Origin of the sequence: Aliiroseovarius sediminis, from assembly GCF_022678485.1 — a bacterium.
Taxonomy (GTDB): Bacteria; Pseudomonadota; Alphaproteobacteria; order Rhodobacterales; family Rhodobacteraceae; genus Aliiroseovarius; species Aliiroseovarius sediminis.
On the sequence record NZ_JALBYP010000035.1, the window covers coordinates 460,840 to 484,133 of the forward strand.

At 59.4% G+C, this 23,294-nt stretch carries 25 protein-coding genes and 1 tRNA gene; 6 read left to right on the plus strand and 20 right to left on the minus strand.

Going from position 1 to position 23,294, the window contains the following annotated elements:
- Positions 1-3: 3 nt before the first annotated feature.
- The 7 genes from MN186_RS13715 to MN186_RS13745 form a co-directional block, all read right to left on the minus strand.
- Positions 4-909, minus strand: a complete 906-nt coding sequence (locus MN186_RS13715; RefSeq protein WP_242114927.1) for a LysR family transcriptional regulator — start codon at positions 907-909, stop codon at positions 4-6.
- A gap of 129 nt (positions 910-1,038) precedes the next feature.
- On the minus strand, positions 1,039-1,959 hold the full coding sequence (locus MN186_RS13720; protein ID WP_242114928.1) for an AEC family transporter: 921 nt from the start codon (positions 1,957-1,959) through the stop codon (positions 1,039-1,041).
- Positions 1,960-1,997: 38 nt separating this feature from the next.
- Positions 1,998-4,025, minus strand: a complete 2,028-nt coding sequence (locus MN186_RS13725) for an NADPH-dependent 2,4-dienoyl-CoA reductase (RefSeq protein WP_242114929.1) — start codon at positions 4,023-4,025, stop codon at positions 1,998-2,000.
- A gap of 81 nt (positions 4,026-4,106) precedes the next feature.
- A complete protein-coding gene (locus MN186_RS13730; protein WP_242114930.1) occupies positions 4,107-4,592 on the minus strand; it encodes a 2-thiouracil desulfurase family protein in 486 nt (161 codons plus the stop codon).
- Entirely contained in the window at positions 4,589-4,972 is a 384-nt protein-coding gene (locus MN186_RS13735; RefSeq protein ID WP_242114931.1) for a hypothetical protein, read from the minus strand. The genes MN186_RS13730 and MN186_RS13735 overlap by 4 nt, the downstream gene beginning before the upstream one ends.
- 29 nt (positions 4,973-5,001) lie before the next feature.
- Complete coding sequence (locus tag MN186_RS13740) at positions 5,002-5,763, minus strand: DUF6478 family protein (RefSeq protein ID WP_242114932.1); 762 nt, start codon at positions 5,761-5,763, stop codon at positions 5,002-5,004.
- 75 nt (positions 5,764-5,838) lie between these two features.
- Entirely contained in the window at positions 5,839-6,594 is a 756-nt protein-coding gene (locus MN186_RS13745; protein WP_242114933.1) for a hypothetical protein, read from the minus strand.
- A gap of 130 nt (positions 6,595-6,724) precedes the next feature.
- Between MN186_RS13745 and MN186_RS13750 the strand changes: the two genes are divergently transcribed.
- From MN186_RS13750 to MN186_RS13760, 3 genes are read left to right on the plus strand one after another with little or no spacing between them, the layout of a single operon-like run.
- Positions 6,725-7,669 (plus strand): CPBP family intramembrane glutamic endopeptidase, encoded by a 945-nt coding sequence (locus MN186_RS13750; protein WP_242114934.1) that lies wholly within the window; start codon positions 6,725-6,727, stop codon positions 7,667-7,669.
- A 31-nt stretch (positions 7,670-7,700) separates the two neighbouring features.
- Positions 7,701-8,762: an acetyl-CoA carboxylase, carboxyltransferase subunit beta gene (accD, locus tag MN186_RS13755; protein WP_242114935.1), complete on the plus strand. Its 1,062-nt coding sequence runs from the start codon at positions 7,701-7,703 to the stop codon at positions 8,760-8,762.
- A 35-nt stretch (positions 8,763-8,797) separates the two neighbouring features.
- Complete coding sequence (locus MN186_RS13760; protein ID WP_242114936.1) at positions 8,798-10,033, plus strand: bifunctional folylpolyglutamate synthase/dihydrofolate synthase; 1,236 nt, start codon at positions 8,798-8,800, stop codon at positions 10,031-10,033.
- A 485-nt stretch (positions 10,034-10,518) separates the two neighbouring features.
- Here the strand turns inward: MN186_RS13760 and zapE are convergent, their stop codons facing one another.
- The gene (gene zapE / locus MN186_RS13765; RefSeq protein ID WP_242114937.1) at positions 10,519-11,601 is read right to left on the minus strand and encodes a cell division protein ZapE; all 1,083 of its coding nucleotides are present in this window, start codon (positions 11,599-11,601) and stop codon (positions 10,519-10,521) included.
- 10 nt (positions 11,602-11,611) lie between these two features.
- Positions 11,612-12,070 carry an Lrp/AsnC family transcriptional regulator gene (locus MN186_RS13770; RefSeq protein ID WP_242114938.1) on the minus strand — a complete coding sequence of 153 codons (459 nt, stop codon included), beginning with the start codon at positions 12,068-12,070 and terminating at the stop codon, positions 11,612-11,614.
- A gap of 160 nt (positions 12,071-12,230) precedes the next feature.
- On the opposite strand from MN186_RS13770, the gene ald reads away from it, so the two are divergent.
- Both ald and MN186_RS13780 read left to right on the plus strand, forming a co-directional pair.
- Positions 12,231-13,349: an alanine dehydrogenase gene (ald, locus tag MN186_RS13775; RefSeq protein ID WP_242114939.1), complete on the plus strand. Its 1,119-nt coding sequence runs from the start codon at positions 12,231-12,233 to the stop codon at positions 13,347-13,349.
- A 73-nt stretch (positions 13,350-13,422) separates the two neighbouring features.
- Positions 13,423-13,833 carry a DUF1801 domain-containing protein gene (locus tag MN186_RS13780; protein WP_242114940.1) on the plus strand — a complete coding sequence of 137 codons (411 nt, stop codon included), beginning with the start codon at positions 13,423-13,425 and terminating at the stop codon, positions 13,831-13,833.
- Between the two features lie 67 nt (positions 13,834-13,900).
- Here MN186_RS13780 and MN186_RS13785 read toward each other — a convergent pair.
- From MN186_RS13785 to pyk, 11 genes are all read right to left on the minus strand, one after another.
- Positions 13,901-13,977: transfer RNA gene (locus tag MN186_RS13785), tRNA-Met, on the minus strand.
- Between the two features lie 143 nt (positions 13,978-14,120).
- Entirely contained in the window at positions 14,121-14,549 is a 429-nt protein-coding gene (mscL, locus tag MN186_RS13790; protein ID WP_242114941.1) for a large conductance mechanosensitive channel protein MscL, read from the minus strand.
- A 134-nt stretch (positions 14,550-14,683) separates the two neighbouring features.
- Positions 14,684-15,133 (minus strand): YtoQ family protein, encoded by a 450-nt coding sequence (locus MN186_RS13795; RefSeq protein WP_242114942.1) that lies wholly within the window; start codon positions 15,131-15,133, stop codon positions 14,684-14,686.
- 50 nt (positions 15,134-15,183) lie between these two features.
- Positions 15,184-17,580 carry a phenylalanine--tRNA ligase subunit beta gene (gene pheT / locus MN186_RS13800; RefSeq protein WP_242114943.1) on the minus strand — a complete coding sequence of 799 codons (2,397 nt, stop codon included), beginning with the start codon at positions 17,578-17,580 and terminating at the stop codon, positions 15,184-15,186.
- Positions 17,577-18,023 (minus strand): ASCH domain-containing protein, encoded by a 447-nt coding sequence (locus MN186_RS13805; protein WP_242114944.1) that lies wholly within the window; start codon positions 18,021-18,023, stop codon positions 17,577-17,579. The genes pheT and MN186_RS13805 overlap by 4 nt, the downstream gene beginning before the upstream one ends.
- A gap of 91 nt (positions 18,024-18,114) precedes the next feature.
- A complete protein-coding gene (locus MN186_RS13810; protein WP_242114945.1) occupies positions 18,115-18,747 on the minus strand; it encodes a hypothetical protein in 633 nt (210 codons plus the stop codon).
- Complete coding sequence (pheS, locus tag MN186_RS13815) at positions 18,747-19,820, minus strand: phenylalanine--tRNA ligase subunit alpha (protein ID WP_242114946.1); 1,074 nt, start codon at positions 19,818-19,820, stop codon at positions 18,747-18,749. The genes MN186_RS13810 and pheS overlap by 1 nt, the downstream gene beginning before the upstream one ends.
- Before the next feature lie 114 nt (positions 19,821-19,934).
- Positions 19,935-20,297: a 50S ribosomal protein L20 gene (rplT, locus tag MN186_RS13820; protein ID WP_242114947.1), complete on the minus strand. Its 363-nt coding sequence runs from the start codon at positions 20,295-20,297 to the stop codon at positions 19,935-19,937.
- Between the two features lie 14 nt (positions 20,298-20,311).
- Positions 20,312-20,512: a 50S ribosomal protein L35 gene (gene rpmI, locus MN186_RS13825; RefSeq protein ID WP_242114948.1), complete on the minus strand. Its 201-nt coding sequence runs from the start codon at positions 20,510-20,512 to the stop codon at positions 20,312-20,314.
- A 133-nt stretch (positions 20,513-20,645) separates the two neighbouring features.
- On the minus strand, positions 20,646-20,882 hold the full coding sequence (locus MN186_RS13830) for a hypothetical protein (RefSeq protein WP_242114949.1): 237 nt from the start codon (positions 20,880-20,882) through the stop codon (positions 20,646-20,648).
- Between the two features lie 45 nt (positions 20,883-20,927).
- The gene (gene pyk, locus MN186_RS13835) at positions 20,928-22,376 is read right to left on the minus strand and encodes a pyruvate kinase (protein ID WP_242114950.1); all 1,449 of its coding nucleotides are present in this window, start codon (positions 22,374-22,376) and stop codon (positions 20,928-20,930) included.
- Between the two features lie 112 nt (positions 22,377-22,488).
- Between pyk and MN186_RS13840 the strand changes: the two genes are divergently transcribed.
- Positions 22,489-23,247: an N-formylglutamate amidohydrolase gene (locus MN186_RS13840; protein ID WP_420838937.1), complete on the plus strand. Its 759-nt coding sequence runs from the start codon at positions 22,489-22,491 to the stop codon at positions 23,245-23,247.
- Positions 23,248-23,294 lie beyond the last annotated feature (47 nt).

Here is a 23,294-nt window from a genome sequence, read left to right on the forward strand (position 1 = left end):
GGCTTACCAGTTATCAGGGCCTTTTTCCGCGAAAGCGTGAACCAGAAAGTCGATGAACGCACGCACTTTGGGTTGCGTGAACCGACCCGGCGGATAGACCGCATAAATACCCTGCACATCCTGCGGCAAATCCGGGATTGCATCGACGACAAGCCCCTGTTCCAGCGCATCGGCATAAAGGAAGCTGGGCAAATAGGCGATGCCAAGGCCCGAGATCGCGGCGTTCAGAAGCGATTGCCCGTCATTGACGCTAAGCCAACCTGCGGACCGCACCTGCCGCACCTCGCCCGACGGGGCGGGCACTTTCCATACATTACCAGAGCTTTGGTTTGAGTAGTGCAATAGTTTATGTTCGTTCAGGTCGTCGATCCGGGTTGGACGTCCGTACTGGTCAAAATAGGCAGGGCTGCCAACCATGCGGCGCGTGGTTGTCGCAATCTTGCGCGCCCGCAGAGAGCTGTCTTCAAGCTCGCCCACGCGGATCGCCATATCGAAACCTTCCGATATCAGCTCCACATAGCGATTGGTCAGGTCCATGTTCACATGAACTTCGGGAAAATCGTGCACGAACTCGCCCAGCACCGGGCTCAGATGATTGACGCCGAAATCGGTGGCGACGGAAAGGCGTAAAATACCCGAAGGCGCAGATTGCATCGAAGTGACAAGCGCGTCCGCTTCGCCCGCGTCATTCAGGACCCGGCGTGCGCGGTCGTAATAAGCAAGGCCGATCTCGGTCGGGCTGACGCGCCGCGTTGTGCGGTTCAGAAGCCGGGCGCCAAGACGGGCTTCAAGGCTGGACACATGCTTGGACACGGCAGATTTCGAAATCCCCATCTTCTTCGCCGCATCGGTGAAACCACCCTGATCCACGACGGTGGCGAACGCTTCCATTTCGGTCAATCGATCCATGTCAATCTTTCCACAATTACACCCGTGAAAACCTGTATCGGTTTCAATTGGGGCAAGACTGTGAAGAACACCCGACAATACAGGGGTAATTGCAGGGATCGTTTTGGCTCTGGAAACGGCGTCGCGGTGTTATCTGCTTGCGAAGGCAAGCTCGGCAAGGCTGATCCAGATCGGCAGGCTGATGGCAGACAACAAGGTGGTTTGCGCGATCAGCGTGGCAACCAAGCTTCGGTCGGCCCCAAAGGCTGACGCCAGCACATGCGCCGCAGATGCCGTGGGCAGGGCAGCGAACACCACAAGGACCGACGCGATGCTCGGATCAAGCCGAAACCCCATCCCAACCCCCAGGGCAAAGGCTGGTAGGGCCACCAGCTTGATGGCGCAGATCGCACCGTTGAAACGGTCCAGTCGCGCCAACGCCCCCCAGTTCATCGTAGCCCCGATCGACAGCAGGGCGATGGGGATGGCGGCGCGCGCCAACATCTCGATTGGCATCATGATCGGGTTGGGCAGGCGCCAGCCCATCAGGCCAAACACCACCCCGCCAAGGCTGGCCAGCAAAAACGGGTTCAGGGCGACCTTCACGACCGTTGCGCCAAAGCTCAGCGCGCCACCGCGCGACAGCGCCGAAACAGCAAACAGATTGGCCACGGGGACGCCCATGCCGACCGCCACCGCCATTTCACCGGCACCGCCATGGGTCAGCAGCCCCACCGCGACCAGTCCCAGCGCCGTGTTGAACCGCCAAGCAACTTGCCATGTGCCCGCGAAATCAAGGAATCGTTCTGGCCCAGCGCGACGGACCAGCCAGCCAAGCGCCAGACCGACCGACAGGATGGCCCACACCACAGGGGCCATGATCACCAGCTTTTCAATCTCAATGGGGCGGCTGGCGGCTGCGACGAACAGAAGGGCGGGGAACAGGATCTCGAAATTCAGGCGGTCCAACCCCTGCCACGCGTTCAGTGACAATCGGTTGCGCAACACCCCACCCAGCCCGACCAGAAGAAAGACGGGCATAAGTCCGGTAAAGACGGCGATAAAAACCATACGACCTCCGCGGCGCTGCCCCGGATCACATGATCAGATCAGAGCGAGGCCGCCAAGCGCGATCCTTGGTCGATGGCGCGTTTGGCGTCAAGCTCGGCCGCGACATCTGCGCCGCCGATCACATGCGGTGTCTTTCCGCGCGCCTCAAGCGCATCTGCCAAGCTGCGATCGCTGACTTGCCCCGCGCAAAGGATGACGTTGTCGACTTCGATCACGCGCGGGTCTTCGCGCGCTTCACCGGTCGAGACCATCAGCCCTTGGTCCGTGATACGCTCGTAATTCACGCCGCCCACCATCTCGACCCCCTTCATGCGAAGGGTTGCGCGGTGAATCCAGCCGGTTGTCTTGCCCAGCCCTTTCCCTAGCGCCTTGGCCTTGCGCTGCATCAGCGTCACTTGGCGTGCAGGAGGCTCGGGTTGCGGACCGTCGGGTGACAGGCCACCGCGTACCTTTGTGGGATCGGTCACGCCCCATTCAGCCAGCCATTCCTCCAAATCCTCGGTTGGGCTGTCACCGGCTTGGGCCAGATACTCGGCCACATCAAAACCGATGCCGCCTGCGCCGATGATCGCCACGCGATCGCCCACGGGCACCTCGTGGCGCAGCACGTCGACATAGGACAGGACGTTCTTCGCCCCCTGCCCTTCAATCCCCGGATCACGGGGCAGGACACCGGTGGCAATGATCACCTCGTCAAAGCCGTCCAGATCGTCCGCGATCGCTTCTTTGCCCAGTTGCAGGCAAATGTCTGACGCCGCGATCTGCCGTTCGTACCATTCGACCAACCCGATGAATTCCTCTTTGCCCGGGATTTTCTTGGCCATATTCAACTGCCCGCCCACGTGATCCGCGCGATCAAACAGCGTGACCTTGTGGCCTCGCTCGTCCGCCACAAGGGCCGTGGACAGCCCCGCAGGACCGGCCCCAACGACGGCAATGGTCTTGGGTGTGTCGGTCTTATCATAGCGCAGTTCAGTTTCGTAACAGGCGCGAGGGTTGACCAAACACGTCGAGATCTTGCCGTTGAACGTGTGGTCCAGACAGGCCTGATTGCAGGCGATGCAGGGCGCGATGTCACCCGCGCGACCCGCCGCCGCTTTCACAACGAAATCAGGGTCGGCAAGGAAAGGACGCGCCATCGACACCATGTCAGCCGCGCCATCTGCCAGAACTTCTTCTGCTACGTCCGGGTGGTTGATCCGGTTTGACGTGATGATCGGCACCGATACCTGCCCCATCAGCTTTTTCGTGACCCATGTGAACGCCGCACGCGGGACCGAGGTCGCTATGGTCGGAATGCGCGCTTCGTGCCAGCCGATGCCGGTGTTGATGATGGTGGCGCCCGCCTTCTCGACCTCTTTCGCCAATTGCACGACCTCGTCGAAGGTCGAGCCGTTGGGCACAAGGTCGATCATCGACAGGCGATAGATGATGATGAACTCGGGTCCGACGGCGGCGCGCACGGCTTTCACGACCTCGATGGGCAGGCGCATCCGGTTTTCATATGACCCACCCCAGCGATCTTCGCGTTTGTTGGTGTGTGTCACAAGGAACTGGTTCAGGAAATAGCCCTCGGAGCCCATGACCTCGACCCCGTCATAGCCAGCCTCTTTTGCGCGCGCGGCGGCGGTGGCGAAATCTGCGATCTGTTTCTGGATGCCATCCTCGTCCAGCTCTTTCGGCGGGAACGGCGAAATCGGCGATTTAATCGGGCTGGCCGACACGCAGTCCGGCCCATAGGCATAGCGCCCGGCGTGCAATATCTGCATTGCGATCTTGCCGCCTTCTGCATGAACGCGGTCGGTGACTGTGCGATGATTGGCGATATCCTTGTCCGAAAAAAGCCCCGCAGCACCGGGAAAAACGCCGCCTTCGTGGTTTGGGGACATACCGCCGGTAACAATCAACGCCGCCCCACCACGGGCGCGTTCGGCATAGAATTCAGCCACGCGCTGCCAGTCGCCACGTTCTTCAAGCCCGGTGTGCATGGATCCCATAAGCACACGGTTTTTCAAGGTGGTGAAGCCCAAATCAAGCGGGGCAAGAAGATTGGGATAGCTGGTCATTATGGCGGCCTCCTGTCATCTGGGGCAATCTGGACGAGGGGTTGCAGACTGTCATGCAAAACGCTGCGTAACCCCGACGGTTCACCCTGCGAACTGGCTGGTCAGCGCGTCGATCTGGGCGGGATTATATACGGTGATGCCTGCACCACGCAGGGCGGCGGTGGTTACACCAAACCCGTCCCGTCGCCCCCCGTCGTGATGCCCGCTGTAAAGAACGGCTGATCCGCAAGACGGGCTGGCCTCGGTCAGCAGAGCATAGTTGCACCCGCGCGACCGCGCCAGATCAACCGCCATCCTTGCACCGGTAACGAAGGCAGCGGTCACATCGCCACCTTCGTAATCGACCACCTTAGCGCGTCCGGCCAGAACATCGTCACCGTCATAACCCGGCTCGATCTCGGCTGGCAGTCGAGGCACGGGAAGGCCCCCGGCCAATTCGGGGCAGAACGCGACCACGCGACCGGCGTTCTGCCACCCGGTCAAACAGTCGTGCAGCAACGTCTTGGCTCGCCCGTCATAGCGCACCTTTTGGCCCAGCAAACACGCGCTGACCAAAAGCCGGGTCATACTTGGCCCGTATCCACACAATGTCGGCGAAACGCGCGTTTGAGCATATCTAATTCCTCGCGCAACAAGTCGACCTCGGCCCGAATATCACCGTCAAGCGGTTGACCCGTCACAACCGTGAAACTGTCCAGCACCGTGCCACTGGCCTTGTCTGAAATGATGAACGTCTGGATGCCATCCGACAGCGCGTCAGTCGGGATAGGCACATGAACGCGATACATGCCGGGCTGATCGGGGTCGGGTGACACGGTCACGCCGTCGATGGGCTGCGCCAGATGCGTCACCTCAAGCAAAGGATCATCTTGGTCGCCCGGCAGGGTTAAAACACCTTCCCAGATCCCGGTCTGAATGCACGTTTTCTCAAGTTGAAGTTTCGTCACCTTGGGCTCCTTCTCGGGTCGGTTCGCAATCAGACCTCGGCGCGGGGGCGTCGGCTGAAGGTTATGTCACGCAGGGTCACTTGGCTCATCCCCGGATTTTCGAACATCAAATCGACCCACATGCGGTCAACCCGCTTTTCGTTCAGGTTGGTGTAGGCCAAGTCAAATTCGACAACCGCTTCGCCACCCTCAGCAGGCAGGCCCCGGGTGATTTGTTCGGTGTTAGGGCCATGCTGGACGTTCAGACGTGCGAACATATTTACTGGCCGCTCGGCCTCGACCAAAGCGCACAGGCGCACAAGGTGGTTGCGCTTCAACCCCTCGACCGCCGCATCAGGCAGGTTCAGCACCAGCGACAGAAACGACCCTTCGAACCCCAGCACGTCCAGCCGCAGCCCGAACGGGGCCAGATCGCCTTCCCGCGTGTTACGAACCTGCCGGATCGTCACCTCGGACCAAGGGCAGTCGTGAAAGATCGCGGCCTCGGCCCCGAAGGTCGTTTTATTGTCAACCGAGGTTTTGCCGGGCGGCGACAGCGGCCCACGCCAGATTTCAGGCCGACACACCCAGTCACTATGAAGGGGCCGCTGGATTGCGTCCGAACCAACCATCGGCAGGGTCAATCTGCCATCGGCCACATGCAACACCCGGTCCAGCGCGAGGCGCAACTGACGCGCTTGGCTGCGCATGGCACGCAGGGTGGTCAGATCAAGCGTCTGGGCTTGCTGCAAAGCCGATTGCCATCGCTGCAAGGCGCTGCGCTGCCGCCATTTGTCAAGGATGCCGTTCACAGGATGCTCCGCTTGGTTGGCGTGGGGCAGACGGGGCTGGGCCCCGTTATGCCACCGCCTTGATACAGAAAAGTGTTAGTCGAGCAAGTCACCCAATAGCCCCTTCAGTCCACCGCCACCCGACGCATCGCCATTTGCCTTGCGAATGGTCGCCACGAACTGCGCCAATAATGATTGTGTCTTGCGCGTGTCTAGCGGGTGATCCGTGAAAGCGGTGGCGCTGGCGGTGACCAGCATTCCGTTCAATTCGAAAAACGCCCGCCAAGTGGTGTCCGAGAGGGCTGCGGGCAGACCCTCAGACTGGTCCGCTGCGCGTATGTAAAGCACGTTTTTTGAGGATTTCATGTCCAGCACCGTGACCGTTTCCGCACGGCCCACCCGGCTTAGCGCCGCACGGCCCTTTTGACTTTCCATAAAACCGCGCGCTGCGCGCATTCGGGCGTCTGGGTCGCGGGGCAGCGCGGTGGCCTCGACCGGCATGGGCAGGACGGTTGCGGTCAGAAAGGCGGGCTTGGCTGGCTTGGGGTCGCGGGGATCCTTGGTCAGCGCGGCACAGGCGCCAATTGGCACGAATGCGCCCGATTCTGTATCGCGGTGGGCCGTGGTGTCGATACAAAACCCTTTGGGCGCGGCGATCGTCACCTTGCCACCCATCACGGATTTCTGGCGCACCAGTTCCGCCCGAGGCATCTTCGCATCATCCGAAAACACCGCACTGTCAGACAGCCCGCGACCCGACGCACCATCGCCGCCACCAAAGCAACCCGCCAGGGCGATCATCGCTAAGGACCCCAACGCCCAAGACGCCGCTGACAACCGTCGCTTCTTCATCTGTCGACCCATACACGCCCTCTACGACCATACCCGGAACCCTATTACATTCTTCCATGTTTTGCCGGTTGTCCATCCGCCAGTTCGCGCCCATCTTAGAGCGCACGTGTTTCTTTTTGTCAGGTTTTCAATGTCCCAGCCCACACCCCCCAAAGATACCGCCCTGACGCCTGCTTTCTGGTCGCCCGCATATCCCCGCATTCAGATCTGGCGCACGCTGTTAGGGATTATCACCATCCATGTCATTTTCTTTGCTGTGACGATCGGCGTTTTCTTCGCAGGCGCGGCGTTTTTGCAAACGGATGTCACGCAAATGCTTGACGTCTCGCCAACGCGAACTGCGATGATTTTCGTCACGTTCATTGGCTATCATATTGGGCTTTGGATTGTGCTCAGGGTCCTGCATAAACGCGGTTTTCGTAGCCTGTTCGGCCCGGCCCGTCGGGTGAATTGGCGGCATTTCCGGCGTGGGGTCTTGATCGCCCTAGGCGTCAATCTAGCCGCCATTCTTGTTCAAATGCTGCAACCATTCTTCCTGCCAACCTTACCCGAGGCAAGTGCCGCGCAATCCCTGCCGCTTATCACCTGGGCCATACTGGTGATCCCCGCACTGATCCTTGTCTTCATCCAGATCTTCGCCGAAGAACTGGTGTTTCGCAGCTATCTTCTGCAACAATTGCGTGCGCGGTTTCGGTCGATCTGGATCTGGGCGATCCTCCCGTCTCTGATCTTCGGACTGCTGCATTTCGACCCGCAGACCTATGGCATAAACGCAGTGTTCTATGTTCTGCATACGACGGTGATCGGGATCGTGTTGGCGGTCGTCACGCTTCGCACCGGCAATATCGGCGCCGCCGCTGGCCTGCATTTTGCCAACAACGCGATGCTGATCTTTTCCGGCACCAAAGGCACCTTGGACGGGTTTTCGCTTTTCCTGTCGGAAATGGACCTGACCAGCGCGCATATGGGAGTGTCGATCCTGTCGCAGACTGCCGTGGTTCTGGTCGCGTTTTTACTGTGGTCGCGACGCGCCGGGCATGTGCAGCCAATTGCAAATACTGCGCAGGCGGACTAGGTAAAGCGAAACCGATCAAGGAAGGCTGGCGATGAACTGGATCTCGAACTATGTGCGCCCGCGCATCAACTCGCTTTTTTCGCGCCGCGAGGTGCCCGAGAATCTGTGGACCAAGTGCCCGGAATGCGGAACGATGCTGTTTCACCGCGAATCGGCCGAGAACCTGAACGTCTGCACAAACTGCGATCACCACATGGCGATCACGCCGCGCGAACGGTTCCGCGCCTTGTTCGACAACGGCACCTACACCGAGATTGACGTCCCCGCCCCAGTGGACGACCCCCTTAATTTCAAGGACCAGAAAAGATATCCCGAACGCATGAAAGCCGCGCGTAAAGCCACGGGCGAACGCGAAGCGATGCTGGTCGCCGAAGGTGACATCGGGCGCACCCCCATCGTCGCAGCCGCGCAGGATTTCAGCTTCATGGGCGGGTCGATGGGCATGTATGTTGGCAATGCCATCATTGCAGCCGCCGAACGCGCGGTGGTCGCCAAACGTCCGCTTGTGCTGTTTTCGGCTGCGGGCGGTGCGCGGATGCAGGAAGGCATCCTGAGCCTGATGCAAATGCCGCGCACCACGGTTGCGGTGCAAATGCTGAAAGAGGCCGGGCTACCCTATATCGTCGTCTTGACCCACCCGACGACGGGCGGGGTCACGGCCTCGTACGCTATGCTGGGGGACGTGCATATTGCTGAACCCAATGCACTGATCTGTTTTGCCGGGCCACGCGTCATCGAACAAACCATCCGCGAAAAACTGCCCGAAGGGTTCCAGCGTGCCGAATACCTGCTGGACCACGGGATGCTGGATCGCGTCACTCATCGCAAGGACATGAAGAATGAGCTGGTCTCGATCCTGCGTATGTTGACCGGGCAAAGCCCTGCGGTGATGGGCGATCTGCCAAAACCCGAAGCCCTTGCAAAGCCCAAGGATGACCCGAAAGACGCGCCCAAGAATACGGCGGCAGGCGCGGGGAAAGACAAGGTGCGCGACAAGGTCAAGAACACCGAGAAAGACACCAAGAAGAAAAAGGCGGGAAAGGGTGCCGAACCCCCCCCCGTCAAACCCGACACCCAGGCCGCGAAAGAGTGAGTCCCCAAGGTTCTGACATTATTCTTAAGCGGATGATGTCGCTTCACCCGAAAATCATCGACCTGACGCTGGATCGTGTCTGGCGGCTGCTTCATGCGGTGGGCGACCCTCAAGATCGTCTGCCGCCGGTGATCCATCTGGCTGGCACCAATGGCAAGGGATCAACCCAGGCGATGCTGCGCGCGGGGCTGGAAGGGGCGGGCAAACGTGTGCACGCTTACACCTCACCTCATCTTGCACGGTTTCATGAACGCATCCGGCTGGCGGGTGATCTGATCGACGAAGACGCGCTGACCCAGGTGCTTGACCGTTGCTACGCCGCCAATAACGGCGACGTCATCACATATTTCGAGATCACGACCGTCGCCGCCATGCTGGCCTTTACCGAAACCCCCGCAGACTTCACATTGCTGGAAACCGGGTTGGGCGGGCGGCTGGATGCAACGAACGTGGTCGCGCAGCCAGAGCTGACCATCATCACCCCTATCTCGATCGACCACACGCAATTTCTGGGCGACACGCTGGCCGCGATTGCAGGCGAGAAAGCGGGCATCCTGAAACGTCGTGTGCCCTGCGTCGTCGGCCCCCAACCCGACGAGGCACTAGAGGTAATCGAAGCGCGCGCCACCAAGCTGGGTTGCCCCCTGATCGCCCACGGTCAGCACTGGCATATGTGGGAAGAACGCGGGCGGTTCATTTTTCAGGATGAGACCGGGCTGCTGGACCTGCCCATGCCCGCCCTGATCGGCACGCACCAGATGCAGAACGCAGGCATCGCCATCGCCGCCCTGCGCCATCTGGGCTTCGACGAGGACGCCTGCGCCGCCGCCATGCGCGATGTCAGTTGGCCCGCGCGGATGCAACGCCTGCGCCACGGCCCTCTTGTCACTGCCGCAGGCAATGCAGAGCTTTGGCTGGACGGTGGGCACAATCCTGCGGCGGGCGAAACACTGGCTCAGGTTTTGGCCGATCTGCCCAAACGACCGACGCATCTGATTTGCGGGATGTTGAACACCAAGGATATCGCCGGATATCTGCGCCCCTTGTCAAAGAGTGCCGACAGCCTGACCGCCGTGTCGATCCCAGACGAGCCCAACACCCTGCCCGCCGACGCGACCGCACGCGAAGCCCAAGCCGTTGGACTTTCCGCATCAGAGGCAGAGACTGTCCGCAAGGCAATTACGCAGATCACGCGTGACAACCCCGATTGCCGCATTCTGATTTGCGGTTCGCTGTATCTGGCGGGGAAGATCCTGCAAGACAACAGCTAGGCGCATAATCACCAAAGTCACCACGTGATCACATATTATTTTTCATGCCAGTGGCGATTTTGGATTCACTGCACCCACCAACCCCCCGAAAAGAATCACTTTTTTGCGATCATGCGAATCGGTAAATGATTCGGGGCAAAATGTTGACAAATTAAGCGCTTAGCCGCTATGAATAGGATATTCTTCAGGTAAAGTTCACACCAAGTGAACGGCTTGTCGAGCAGTACATATGACCGGGGGGTCTCATGTTTTGGTTGGTGCAAAATTTGGGTGAAAGATTTGTGATCACAAATTTTTTCATCTATGCGCCAACAAATTGGGACCGCCCCTGCCATAATTTCCTTCGTCACGGAGCCGCAATTTCAGGTGCTTGAGGTGCCCTTTGCTTTCCGTGGTCTGTGCGCTGACGTCAGGGTTGTCGGGGCATGATGCGCTAAGTTAGGCGGGCGGGTTAAGACCTTGGGGTCGCCAATGGCGGCCCCGTTTCAATTTCGGCCCCAATCCTTATCCTGCATTTCGCGCAAACGGCTGGCGGTGCGTTCAAATTCGAACGACCCTTCGCCTTCGACATACAACATCTCTGGTTCGGCAGCAGCGGATGCGATCAGCCTGACCTCAGCCTCGTAAAGCGCGTCGATCAGCGTCACGAACCGCTTTGCCTCGTTGAAGTTGGACCGGCTGAGGCGGGGGATATCCTCCAGCACCAACAGCTTCACTGCACTGGCAATTGTAAGGTAATCGCCCGGCCCCAGCATCGCGCCGCACAGATCGTGGAATCCCGCCCGCGCGGCACCGTTGCGATAGGCGGGCAGAACCACGTCGCGCCCTTTCACGGTCAGGGTCAGCGGCGTCGCCTCGCCCCCCGTCAGATCGCGCCAGATCGCGTCGATGGCCTTGCGCGCTTCGGCCCCCGCGGGGGTGAAATAGACCCGCTCGCCCGCCAGCCGATCCTGCCGGTAGTCGTTTGGGCTGACCAGTTCGTGCACGACCATCTGTTCCTTGATCAGCTCTATAAACGGTAGGAACAGCTGACGATTCAGCCCGTCCTTGTAAAGATCATCCGGTTGCCGGTTCGAGGTCGTCACCACCACCACGCCAGCATCAAACAGTTTTTCAAACAAGCGGCCGACCAGCATCGCATCGGTAATGTCGGTGATCTGCATTTCGTCAAACGCAAACAGCTTCACGTCAGCCACGATCTTGTCGGCCACCGGGGTAAGCGGGTCATCAACGCCGGTCTTGCGCGCTTGCGCCATGCCCTCGTGGACCTCTTGCATGAAGCCATGGAAATGGACGCGGCGCTTGGCAGGTGTCTCGAGGCTGTCGACGAACAAATCCATCAGCATGGACTTGCCACGCCCCACACCACCCCACAGATACAGCCCTTGCGGCACATCCTCGGGTTTGGAATGAAACAACCCACCCAAGATGCCGCGCTTGCGGGTGGGGGTAGCGTCCAAATGGGTGCGGATGTCTTCCAGAACGGGCAAGCAGGCCTCTTGCGCCGGGTCGCGTGTGATCTGCCCTTCTCGGACCAGATCGTCATAAATCTCGATCAAACTCGTCATCAATTACACCTTAAACCGGTAGTGCGGTCGTCTTGAACACGGTGCGCAGCGCAAAACTGCTTTGCATCCCCTGCACGCCGGGCAATCGGGACAGGTATTGGCGGTGGATACGTGCAAAATCCTCGGTATCGCGCGCGACGACTTTCAGAATATAGTCCGCCGTCCCGGCCATCAGGTGACATTCCAGCACATCGGGGATCAGGGCTACCTCACGCTCAAACTTGTCCAACAAATCGTCGGCCTGACCTGACAACGTTATTTCGACGAAAATGGTGGATGGGCGCCCCATCTTACGGGCGTCCAGCAGGGCAACATAGTCGCGGATATAGCCTTCTGCCTCCAGCCTTTGCACACGGCGATGGCAGGCGGAAGGGGATAGGTTGATCCGCTCGGACAGGTCCGAGTTTGACATCCGGCCCCTGCGTTGAAGCACACCAAGGATGCGGCGATCTATGCTGTCTAACTGCATATCCTGTGAACTTTCTTGCGCGCCTATCATAAATGTTGGTTCATTCTTCGAACACGTTTATCGCTTGCAACGAATCTTTTCAAAGCAATTGCGAAAAAATCCAACAGACTCGCCGCCTGACATATCGTAAAACCGACAACAGGGAAGAGGAGGAAACCCCATGCTGATCGGATGTCCGAAAGAAATCAAACCACAGGAATTTCGCGTTGGTCTGACACCTGCCGCAGCAGGCGAAGCGATTGCACGCGGTCACAGCGTTGTCATTCAGACCAACGCGGGCCTTGGCGCTGGCTTCACGGATGGCGATTACATCGCAGTGGGTGCCCAAGTTCTGGACACAGCCGAAGACGTGTTTACCAAAGCTGAAATGATCGTAAAAGTGAAAGAACCGCAAGCGGCAGAGCGCAAGATGTTGCGCGAGGGGCAGCTTCTATTTACCTATCTGCACCTTGCCCCAGATCGCGCACAGACCGAAGATCTGCTGGAAAGTGGCTGTACCGCCATCGCCTATGAGACCGTGACAGACCGCAAGGGTGGCTTGCCCCTGCTGGCCCCAATGTCCGAGGTCGCCGGTCGCCTGGCCCCGCAAAGCGGTTCATGGGCGTTGCAGAAGGCCAACGGCGGAAGCGGCGTGTTGATGGGCGGCGTGCCGGGCGTCCGTCCGGCCAACGTGGCCATTATCGGCGGCGGCGTCGTCGGAGCGGCTGCGGCGCGTGTGGCGGTTGGTATGGGGGCGAATGTCACCGTGCTTGACCGCTCCGTGCCGCGACTGTCGTATCTGGACGACGTGTTCATGGGGCGACTGACAACCCAGTATTCTGACGCGTCCGGGGTGGCGGAACTGTTGCCGCGCATGGATATGGTCATCGGTGCGGTTTTAATCCCCGGCGCGGCAGCCCCGAAGCTGATCAGCCGCGAACAATTATCATTGATGAAGCCCGGATCGGCGCTTGTTGACGTAGCCATTGACCAAGGCGGCTGTTTCGAGACATCGCGCGCCACGACCCATGCCGAGCCGATCTACGACGTCGACAGCATCGTTCATTACTGCGTCGCCAACATGCCCGGCGCGGTTGCCCGGACCTCGACCATCGCACTTGGCAACGCCACAATGCCTTTCGTATTGGCGCTGGCTGACAAGGGCTGGAAACAAGCCTGTGCGGATGACGAACATCTAATGTCTGGCTTGAACGTCCATGCTGGAAAGCTGACCTATACCGCCGTGGGCGAGGCGCTTGGCATTAACACAATCACGCCGCAAGAGGCGCTGAGCATCTGAAGCGACCCACCGGGAAAACCCTGCCAACCAGGGGTCCTTTGACATGACCATCCTGTGCTTGCACCGTCTTCATATGGTCACTCCTCCTCGACCCTTTGCAAGCACTGCTGTCGCCGAAAGGTTCGATGGTTTTCCGCCCGACACCCGGGCAGGGCTGCTGGAGCTGCGCGATCTGATCTTCGAAACTGCGGACGATTTACCAGCGGCAGGCCGCATCGAGGAAACGCTGAAATGGGGACAACCTGCTTATTTAACGCCCGACAGCCGTTCCGGCACGACAATCCGTCTGGGCATACCCAAGACAGGCGGCTTTGCTCTGTATGTGCATTGCCAAACCACTCTGTTGTCCGAGTTCCAAAGCTTATTTCCGGACAAATTCAAATACGAGGGCAACCGCGCCATTCACTTCACACCCGGCCAGCCTCTGCCGTTTGAAAAATTGCGACTGCTAATCAAGAACGCGCTGACCTATCATTTGAAATGACACTAAGACGAAAGAAGCCTTGCGCGCGGCGTGGCCTTTTTTGTCGTCCTGTTCGAATGGCCGGATGTGGTAGCGTGGGGCGGACTTGAACCGCCGACCCCAGCATTATGAGTGCTGTGCTCTAACCAGCTGAGCTACCACGCCATCTCACATCGAAGGCCCAGATATTCCGGCCCGCCCCCCGTGTCAAACGAAAAACACCGTTTTCTTCACGGCCGCAGGAAAAAGACAAAGGAAAAAGGGCGCCGTATTTACACGGCACCCAACGAACGCAAGCTGCAGCGATGTTACTTCTGCAACGCGTCGCGTATTTCAGCCAAAAGCTCAACCTCGGTCGGGCCTTTGGGTGCAACTTCGGGGGCCTCTTGTTCCCTTGCCACCGACTCTTTGGCCTTGTTGACAAAGCGCACCAGCATGAACACCACAAAGGCGATGATCAGGAAGTTAATGATGGCCATGACAAAGGAACCATAGGCAAAGACAGCGGCACCACCGTCACGCGCGGCTTCCAGCGATGCGCCTTGCGGTACGGATCCTGACAAAACGGCGTACATATTGGTGAAATCAATCCCACCCGTAAACAGCCCGATAATCGGGTTAATCAAGTCGTCTACCATCGAACTGACGATCGCCGTGAAAGCGGCACCAATAATGATACCAACGGCCATGTCCATGACATTGCCCTTGGCGATAAAATCTTTGAATTCTTGAAGCATACTGTCCTCGCTAGGCCTTAATCACCGATGTAATTTCATCGGCTTGGTTAAAGCGTAGCGGAAAAGTCGGGTGCGCGCCTACTGTTTCGCGGGGAAAAACAATAAGCGCGTCCCCATCAATGGCTGAAACAAGTTCAACGCCCCAAGCTGCCGGTCAAAACATAGCGCAAGATCTCGACCACCTGATGTGGTTCGCGCGCGACGGCAAGGGCGGCGGCATCAACCTCTTTCAGCGGATGGTCATGTTCGGGCTGCTGCAAAACGATCAGGGATTTGCCTTTCGCGGCAGCATATCCGGCATCGAACGCGGCGTTCCACTGGCGGTATTTCTCGCCAAAACGCACGACGACCACATCAGAATCTTCAATGGCCTTGCGGGTGCGAATTGCATTGATCATCGCGCCCTTGTGGTCATGCCAATACTTGTTGTCCTCGGCCCCAAGAATGGCGACACCACAATCATCGGACGCATCGTGATCGGTTACAGGGGCCGAAAACGTCACATCCAGCCCCTTGGCACCGTCAATGATCTGTTCACGCCAATCGGTGTGGATTTCGCCGGACAGGTATACGTTCAGGGTCATATCATTCCTCCAGTTATGGCGCGCGGCACTGCTGCGCCGTGCGTATCAGTTCAGCCACGCAGCGCACCGCCGGTGGCTTTCGCGACCTTTTCGACGATCTTGGCACTGACCGCGTCGATCTCTTTGTCGGTCAAGGTCGCGTCACGCGGTTGCAGGCGCACGGTGATGGCGAGGGATTTCTTGCCCTCGCCCAGCGAGCCGCCGATGAATTCGTCAAAGACGTTTACGTTAACGATCAGCGCCTTGTCAGCACCCGCGGCGGCATTGACCAGATTGATCGCTTCCACATCGGCATCCACCACGAAGGCAAAGTCACGTTCTACGGGTTGCAAGTCGCTCGCACCCAATGCCGCACGACCGGTGCCTTTGGCTTTCGGGAATGGCACTTTGGCCAGATGCACGGCAAAGGCCACGACCGGGCCTTTCACGTCCATCTCGGCAATCGCTTTGGGGTGCAGTTCACCAAACGCGCCGAGGATGTTCTTCGGCCCCAGACCCAGCTTGGCGGACCGGCCCGGATGCCACCACGCGTTCATATCGCGCACGAAGGTCAGCTTGGCGGGCGCGCCGATGGCGTTCAACACCGCCTCGACATCCGCTTTCGCGTCATAGGTATCGACCGGGCGGCGCGCGCCGAAACGGTCGCGCGGGCCGGTGTGGCCAACCAGAATGCCGGTGACCATCTGTTCGTATTCCTCTGGCTCGCCGCCGTGGAACACAGGGCCAACCTCGAACAGCGCCAGATCCATGAAACCACGCGCCTGATTGCGGGCGGCGGCTTGCAGCAGACCGGGCAGAAGGGATGGGCGCATATGGCTCATTTCCGACGAGATCGGGTTTTGCAGTTGCGTCACATCCGCCCCGCCGCCGAACCGCTTGGCGCTATCGGCGTCAATGAAGCTGTAGGTCACACATTCGTTGTAGCCCAGCGCTGCCACGGTGCGGCGCGCCATGCCTTCGCGTTTCTGCAGCGGCGTCAGGATCGCCTTGGGCACACCCAGATGAGTGCGCGGCAGCGGCTTGCCGACCAGCTTGGTCAGGCTTGCCACCCGTGCGACCTCTTCCACCAGATCGGCCGAGCCCTGCACGTCGGGGCGCCAGCTTGGCACGTGGGCCATGCCGTCCTTGATGGTGAAGCCCAGCGCGGTCAGCGTCTTGCGCTGTTCATCCGCCGGAATGTCCATGCCGACAAGAGATTGAATACGGTCCGTGTCCAGTTTGAAGGCGCGGTCCTTGTCTGGCACCGCACCGGCTGTCACAACGTCCGACGGCTCGCCCCCGCACAGATCAAGGATCATCTGCGTCGCGGCTTCAATCGCGGGCGCGTTATACGCCGGGTCAATGCCGCGTTCATTGCGATAGCGCGCGTCGGAGTTGATTTTCAGCGCGCGACCGGTGCGGGCAATCTGTTTCGTGTCCCAGAACGCGGCCTCAAGAAATACGTTGGTGGTGTCAATGGTCGCACCGGTGGGCAAGCCACCCATGATGCCGCCGATGGACTCCACGCCTTCATCGTCCGAGATCACGACCATGCCGGACGCGAAGGTATATTCCTTCTCGTCCAGCCCCGTCAATGTCTCGCCCCCCGTGGCGCGGTGCACGCGCAGGTCGCCTTTGACCTTGTCGGCGTCAAACACGTGCAGCGGACGGTTCATGTCATAGGTGAAGAAGTTGGTGATATCGACAAGGGCCGAAATCGGGCGCAGCCCAATCGCGCGCAGCCGCGCTTGCAACCACGCAGGGCTGGGGCCGTTCTTCACACCCTTGATCAGACGGCCCATGAACAGCGGGTTCGCGTCCTTGGTGTCATCATCAATCGTCACGTTGATCGGGCTGGGACCATTGCCGGGAACCTTGTTTTCCTTCAGCGGCTTCAGCGTGCCCAGACCCCGGGCCGCCAAGTCACGCGCAACGCCGCGTACGCCCAGCGCGTCGGGGCGGTTGGGCGTGATGGCGATCTCGATCACCGGATCGACGCGTGAGGGGTCGTTGGCGGCGAGCCAGTCGACGAAACGCTCGCCCACTTCGCCCGAGGGCAGCTCGATGATGCCGTCATGTTCGTTCGACAATTCCAACTCGCGTTCCGACGCCATCATGCCGTGGCTTTCGACACCGCGGATTTTGCCGACGGACAGGGTCACGTCGATGCCGGGTACATAATCGCCGGGTTTGGCGAGGACCACGGTGATGCCTTCGCGCGCATTGGGCGCGCCGCACACGATCTGCACGTCACCTTCGTTGGTTTCCACCATGCAGACCTTCAGACGGTCCGCGTCGGGGTGTTTTTCAGCCGATTTGACCTTGGCGAGCGTGAACGCGCCCAGACGGTCCAAGGGGTTGTAGATGCCTTCAACCTCCAGCCCCAGATCGGTGCAGGCGTCCGCTATGTCATCGACCGAGGCTGTGGTGTCGAGGTGATCTTTCAGCCAGGAGAGTGTGAATTTCATGTCTTGTCCTCTGTCTGCATCGCCGGACGGCTTGCCAAATCTTCAACCACTTCGAATTTTTCAAAAAGCAACATCATCTCGGGATCAAACCCGCCGTTGCGTTCGAAAAAGGCCTTGTGGCCGCGCTGCCAGCCTTCCAGCGTTTCGCCCTCGGCATGGGCCAATTCCTCGGTAACATCGCAAAACCGGACCTGTTCGACCGACTTGGTGCGGATCACCAGCGCTGGCGTGCCGTCCCAATTGGCCGCGATATCGCAGCGCCCAACCTGAGGCATGGATTCCGGGTCATCCGCAAAGTCAAGCAACGCGCCAGAGGTCGCATGCTTCTGCCCCGCCCGCACCCGCTTGATCAACTTGGCCGACAGCTTAGCGCTGTCGCCAAACTTGAAGGTTCCGGCGCCGGGATAGGTAACTTGCAGGTCTTCGATGTCGTCGTCGCTCATTGGGAAAGCTCCAGATCGGTGCGGGCCTTGGCGATGTCGTCCACTGAGACCGTGGTGTCGAGGTGATCTTTCAGCCAGGAGATGGTGAATTTCATTTTACTACATCCTTGAGGCTGGAATTTTTCAGTCCGCGAAAAGAAAACACGATTGCTAGCTCCATCAGTAGCCAAACCAAAACAAGTGACAACACACTTGCAGATATAGGTGACAGCTTTAACAAGACGTCGTTTCTCTGACTTCCATGACTATCGACCGTTCGCACCGGGCGCCCCCCTTCATGGACACGAACCAAGTCGATACCGATTTTACTTGCTATAGAGAAGCCTATGCTCTGCTTGGGAAGTAAGGGGGCGATTAAATAGCCCGGCCAATCATCCCCTCCTCGTTCTTTGTAGTAAACTGGCGTATCGGGGTAAACAAGTGCGACGTCATCATCCACGAGAATCGCGTAATCGATAACCACGTCTGCCGGATCCAGACTATGGTTGAATAGCAGCTCGATCTCTTCAGTTGGTCGTCTGCCTTCGTTTGAAATCGATAGTTCGATCTTACCTACGCGCGAATAACCGAAGCTTTGGTCATTCATCTCTCTCTCCACATGGACTTTCAAGTCTGACCCAAATGGATGATTGATCGGTAGAAACGGTTCAGCCAGATATCCAATGAAGGCCGCAACAATGCTACACAGTATCGCAACCGAGATACGTGACATTTCTCTTTTCATTACCTACTCAACCCCCCACGCATCGTCGGCACGTCCAGCGAGCTGAATCCATAGTGGCGCAGCCAGCGCAGGTCCGAGTCAAAGAACGCGCGCAGGTCGGGGATGCCGTATTTCAGCATGGCCAGACGGTCGATGCCGAGGCCGAAGGCGAAGCCTTGCCAGTCGTCGGGGTTCACGCCTGCGGATTGCAGCACGTGCGGGTGCACCATGCCGCTGCCCAAGATTTCCATCCAGTCGTCGCCCTCGCCCAGTTTCAGCGTGCCGCCTTCCCATGAGCAGCGGATGTCGACCTCGGCGGAGGGTTCGGTGAAGGGGAAGTGCGAGGCGCGGAAGCGCAGCTCGATCTCGTCAATTTCAAAGAACGCGCGGCAGAATTCCTCCAGCGTCCATTTCAGGTTCGCCATCGAGATGTCTTTGTCGATCGCCAGCCCCTCGACCTGATGGAACATCGGCGTGTGGGTCTGGTCGTAATCGGCGCGGTAAACGCGGCCCGGCGCGATCACGCGGATCGGCGCGCCCTGCGCCATCATCGCGCGGATTTGCACGGGGCTGGTATGGGTGCGCAGCACGTGCGGCGGGCGGTCATCGCCTTCGGGCATGGACATATAGAAGGTGTCCATCTCGGTCCGGGTCGGGTGGTCCGCCGGGATGTTCAGGGCGTCGAAGTTGTAGAAATCGCTTTCGATCTGCGGGCCTTCGGCAACGGCAAAGCCCATGTCACCGAAGATCGCAGAAATCTCTTCCGTGACCTGTGAAATGGGGTGGATGGTGCCTTGGCGCTGCGGGCGGCCCGGCAGGGTCACGTCCAGCCATTCGGTGCGCAGACGCTCGTCCAGCGCGGCGTCTGCCAACCCGGATTTCTTGGCGGCGATGGCCGAGTTGATCTCGTCCTTCAGCGCGTTCAACTTGGGGCCTGCGACTTGGCGTTCTTCCGGCGTCATCTTGCCCAGTTCGCGCATTTTCAGGGCCACTTCGCCCTTCTTGCCGACCGCCTGAACGCGGATGTCTTCCAATGCGGCCTCGTCAGACGCGGCGGCCACGGCGTCGATGTATTTTTGCCTCAGATCGTCCATCCCGGACCCCTTTATCTTGATCATGCCCCTGCTACGAAACGGGGCGCAATAAAGCAAGAAGCCGCGAGACCTGAAAAGGTCCGCGGCTTCCAAAACTGTCTCTCCGGTAGGGAGTTACGCGAGCGCGGCCTTCGCCTTTTCGACGATGGCACCAAATGCGTCGGGCTCGTGCACGGCCAGATCGGCCAGAACCTTGCGGTCCACTTCAACGCCGGCCAAGGTCAGGCCGTTGATGAAGCGCGAGTATGTCAGAGCCTCGTCATGCGAACGCACGGCAGCGTTGATACGCTGGATCCACAGCGCGCGGAAGCTGCGCTTGCGGTTCTTGCGGTCGCGTGTTGCGTATTGGTTCGCCTTGTCGACGGCCTGACGCGCCACCTTGAAGGTATTCTTGCGGCGACCGTAATAGCCTTTGGCGGCTTTGACGACTTTCTTGTGACGGGCGTGGGTTGTGGTTCCACCTTTAACGCGGGACATATCTGTATCTCCTCTTAGCGGTCGTAGGGCATGAAGCCCTTGACGATCTTGGCGTCGGGGGCGGACAGGGTCGTGGTGCCACGGGCGTCACGAATGAACTTGGTGCTGCGTTTGATCATGCCGTGGCGTTTGCCGGCCTGACCTGCCAGGACTTTGCCTGTCGCAGTTACCTTAAAGCGCTTCTTGGCGCTTGATTTGGTCTTCATCTTGGGCATTTCCGTCTCCTTCATAGATTCGGTTTCCGCACGACTCGGCATGCCACTTGGCCGGTCGCGCATGAAGTGCGGCATATAGGCGGAAACGTTCAGGCTGGCAAGTGGAATCTGGCGGGGTTGGCCTATCGAACGCTCAGGCCGACAACATCAGCTTCAGACGGGTGAAAACGTTCTGGAACGCAGCGAAGATATCTTCGATCTGATAACCGCCGGGGCGATTCATGATCGCAAGCGCCACCAGCGTGCCCCCGATCATAACCAGGATGGCCGGCACCCGTGGCGCGCGCCCTTCCCGGATCGCAGACAAGAAAGAAGGGACCGCCAGCACAAGCACCATGATCCCCACAACCAGAAACGTATCTTCCCTCATAACTCACTCCTTCACACCACCCCGGACGGGGATAAGGAAGTGAGTTTATTCCTGATCTGTGGCAAAAATTAGTCGTTCATCGCAGGGGGCCACCCGAAGGATATTCGTCGTGCCCGGTACATTGAAAGGCACACCTGCGGTGACGACGATCTGGTCGGTCTCGGTCGCAAAGCCGGCACTGCGCGCGGCACGGGCAGCAGAGACAACGGCGGCCTTGAACCGGAACACCTCGTCCGGGGTCACAAAACAGTTGGTGCCCCATGTCAGACACAACCGTCGTGCAGTGCCACGCAAGGGCGTCAGAGCAAGGATTGGCACGCTGGGACGTTCGCGCGCCGTCAACAGCGCGGTTGTGCCTGACTGGGTAAAACAGCAGATTGCCTTGATATCCGTGGTTTCCGCAATCTCACGTGCCGCGGCGACAATGCCATCGGCAACACCGCTGCGGGTGGCAACGCGGTGGGCATCAACCTGATCCAAGTAGGTCTGATCATGCTCGACCTCGATCGCGACGGCGTTCATGGTCGATACGGCCTCGACCGGATAATGACCAGCCGCACTTTCCGCCGACAGCATCACCGCGTCGGTGCCGTCATAGATGGCATTGGCCACGTCCGAGACCTCGGCCCGGGTGGGCATCGGGCTTTCGATCATGCTTTCCAGCATTTGCGTGGCCACAATCACCGGCTTACCTGCCCGGCGGCAATAATGGATCAGACGCTTCTGAATCGGAGGAACCGCGTGGACGGGCAGTTCAACCCCCAAATCGCCGCGCGCCACCATGATCCCGTCCGATGCAGCAAGGATCGAGTCAAACGCATCCACCGCGGCCGGTTTTTCGATTTTGGACAGGATGGCGGCGCGACCCTTTGCCAGTCCGCGCGCCTCTTCCACGTCGGCAGCGCGTTGTACGAAACTCAGCGCCAGCCAATCGACGCCAAGCTGGCAAACGAACTCAAGATCAGCGCGGTCTTTGTCCGACAGCGCCGCCAAGGGCAGCACCACGTCAGGCACGTTCACCCCCTTGCGGTCCGAGATCGTGCCGCCCACCTCGACTACGCAATCAGCAAAGTCAGAGCCGCAATCCTTGACCTGCAACCGCAGCTTTCCGTCGTTGACCAGCAGGCTGGACCCTGGCTTCAGCGCGGCGAAAATTTCGGGATGCGGCAGGCAGACGCGCTTGGCATCGCCCGGCGTCTTGTCCAGATCAAAGCGAAACGGCTGATCTTCCTCGATCTCAACGGCGCCATCGGCAAACACGCCACAGCGCAGCTTGGGCCCCTGAAGGTCGGCCAGAATGGCGATCGGGCGCTCCATGTCTTTTTCGACCTGCCGCACAATGGCGTGGTTCTTGCGCTGTTCGTCATGGGTGCCGTGGGACATGTTCATGCGGAACACGTCGGCGCCAGCTTCGAACAGGGCGCGAATCGTATCGTAGTCGTTGGAGGCCGGGCCGAGTGTTGCGACAATCTTGACGTTGCGATGGCGTCTCACGGGGCGCATCTCCTTCTTATTGGTCTTTATTATGGGTCATATGATCTATGCCCGATAATGTTAGCGCCGACAACTGGCGCTTGCAGGAACTGTCGCATAAACGGGTCTGGTAATGAAAAACGACATGACCATGACTTATCGACCCTTTCACATCCTTGGCGAAGATCGGCCCTCGCGGTGGCTGATCACCTGTGACCACGCCGCAAACACCGTGCCACCCGGCGTCAACGGCGGCAGTTTGGGCGTCGCACCGGACGATATGGCCCGCCACATCGCTTATGACATCGGCGCGGCGGGCGTCAGCCGCCATCTGTCTCACCTGCTGGATGCGCCTGCGATCCTGTCCAACTTCTCGCGCCTCGTCATCGATCCGAACAGGAGCGAGGATGATCCGACCCTGATCATGCGGCTTTACGACGGCACGGTAATTCCCGGCAATCGCCAACTTGACTTAGCCGAGCGAGAGCGGCGGCTGGATGCCCTCTATCGTCCCTATCACGACACTATCGCACGGTTAGCCGCCCGGCAGGACGATACGGTGATTGTCGCGATGCATTCTTATACCCCGCAGTTACAGGGGCGCGAGAAACGGCCGTGGCATATCGCAATCCTGCATGACCGCGACAGTCGACTTGCCACCCCCCTGATCGATCGGCTGCGCGAAGAACCCGATCTGTGCGTCGGGGAAAACGAGCCCTATGGCGGGCATCTTGATGGCGACAGCATCGACCGCCATGCGGTGGCGATGGGCCGCGTCAACGTGTTGATCGAAATTCGCAACGACCTGATCGAAACTGATGCGCAACAACGCGACTGGGCCGAACGGCTGGCACCAATTCTGACCCAGACCTTGGCAAAGATCGGGCTTTGACGGGCGCCGTCGCACAGGCGGTTGACCTTCGACCGTTCCCGCCCCAC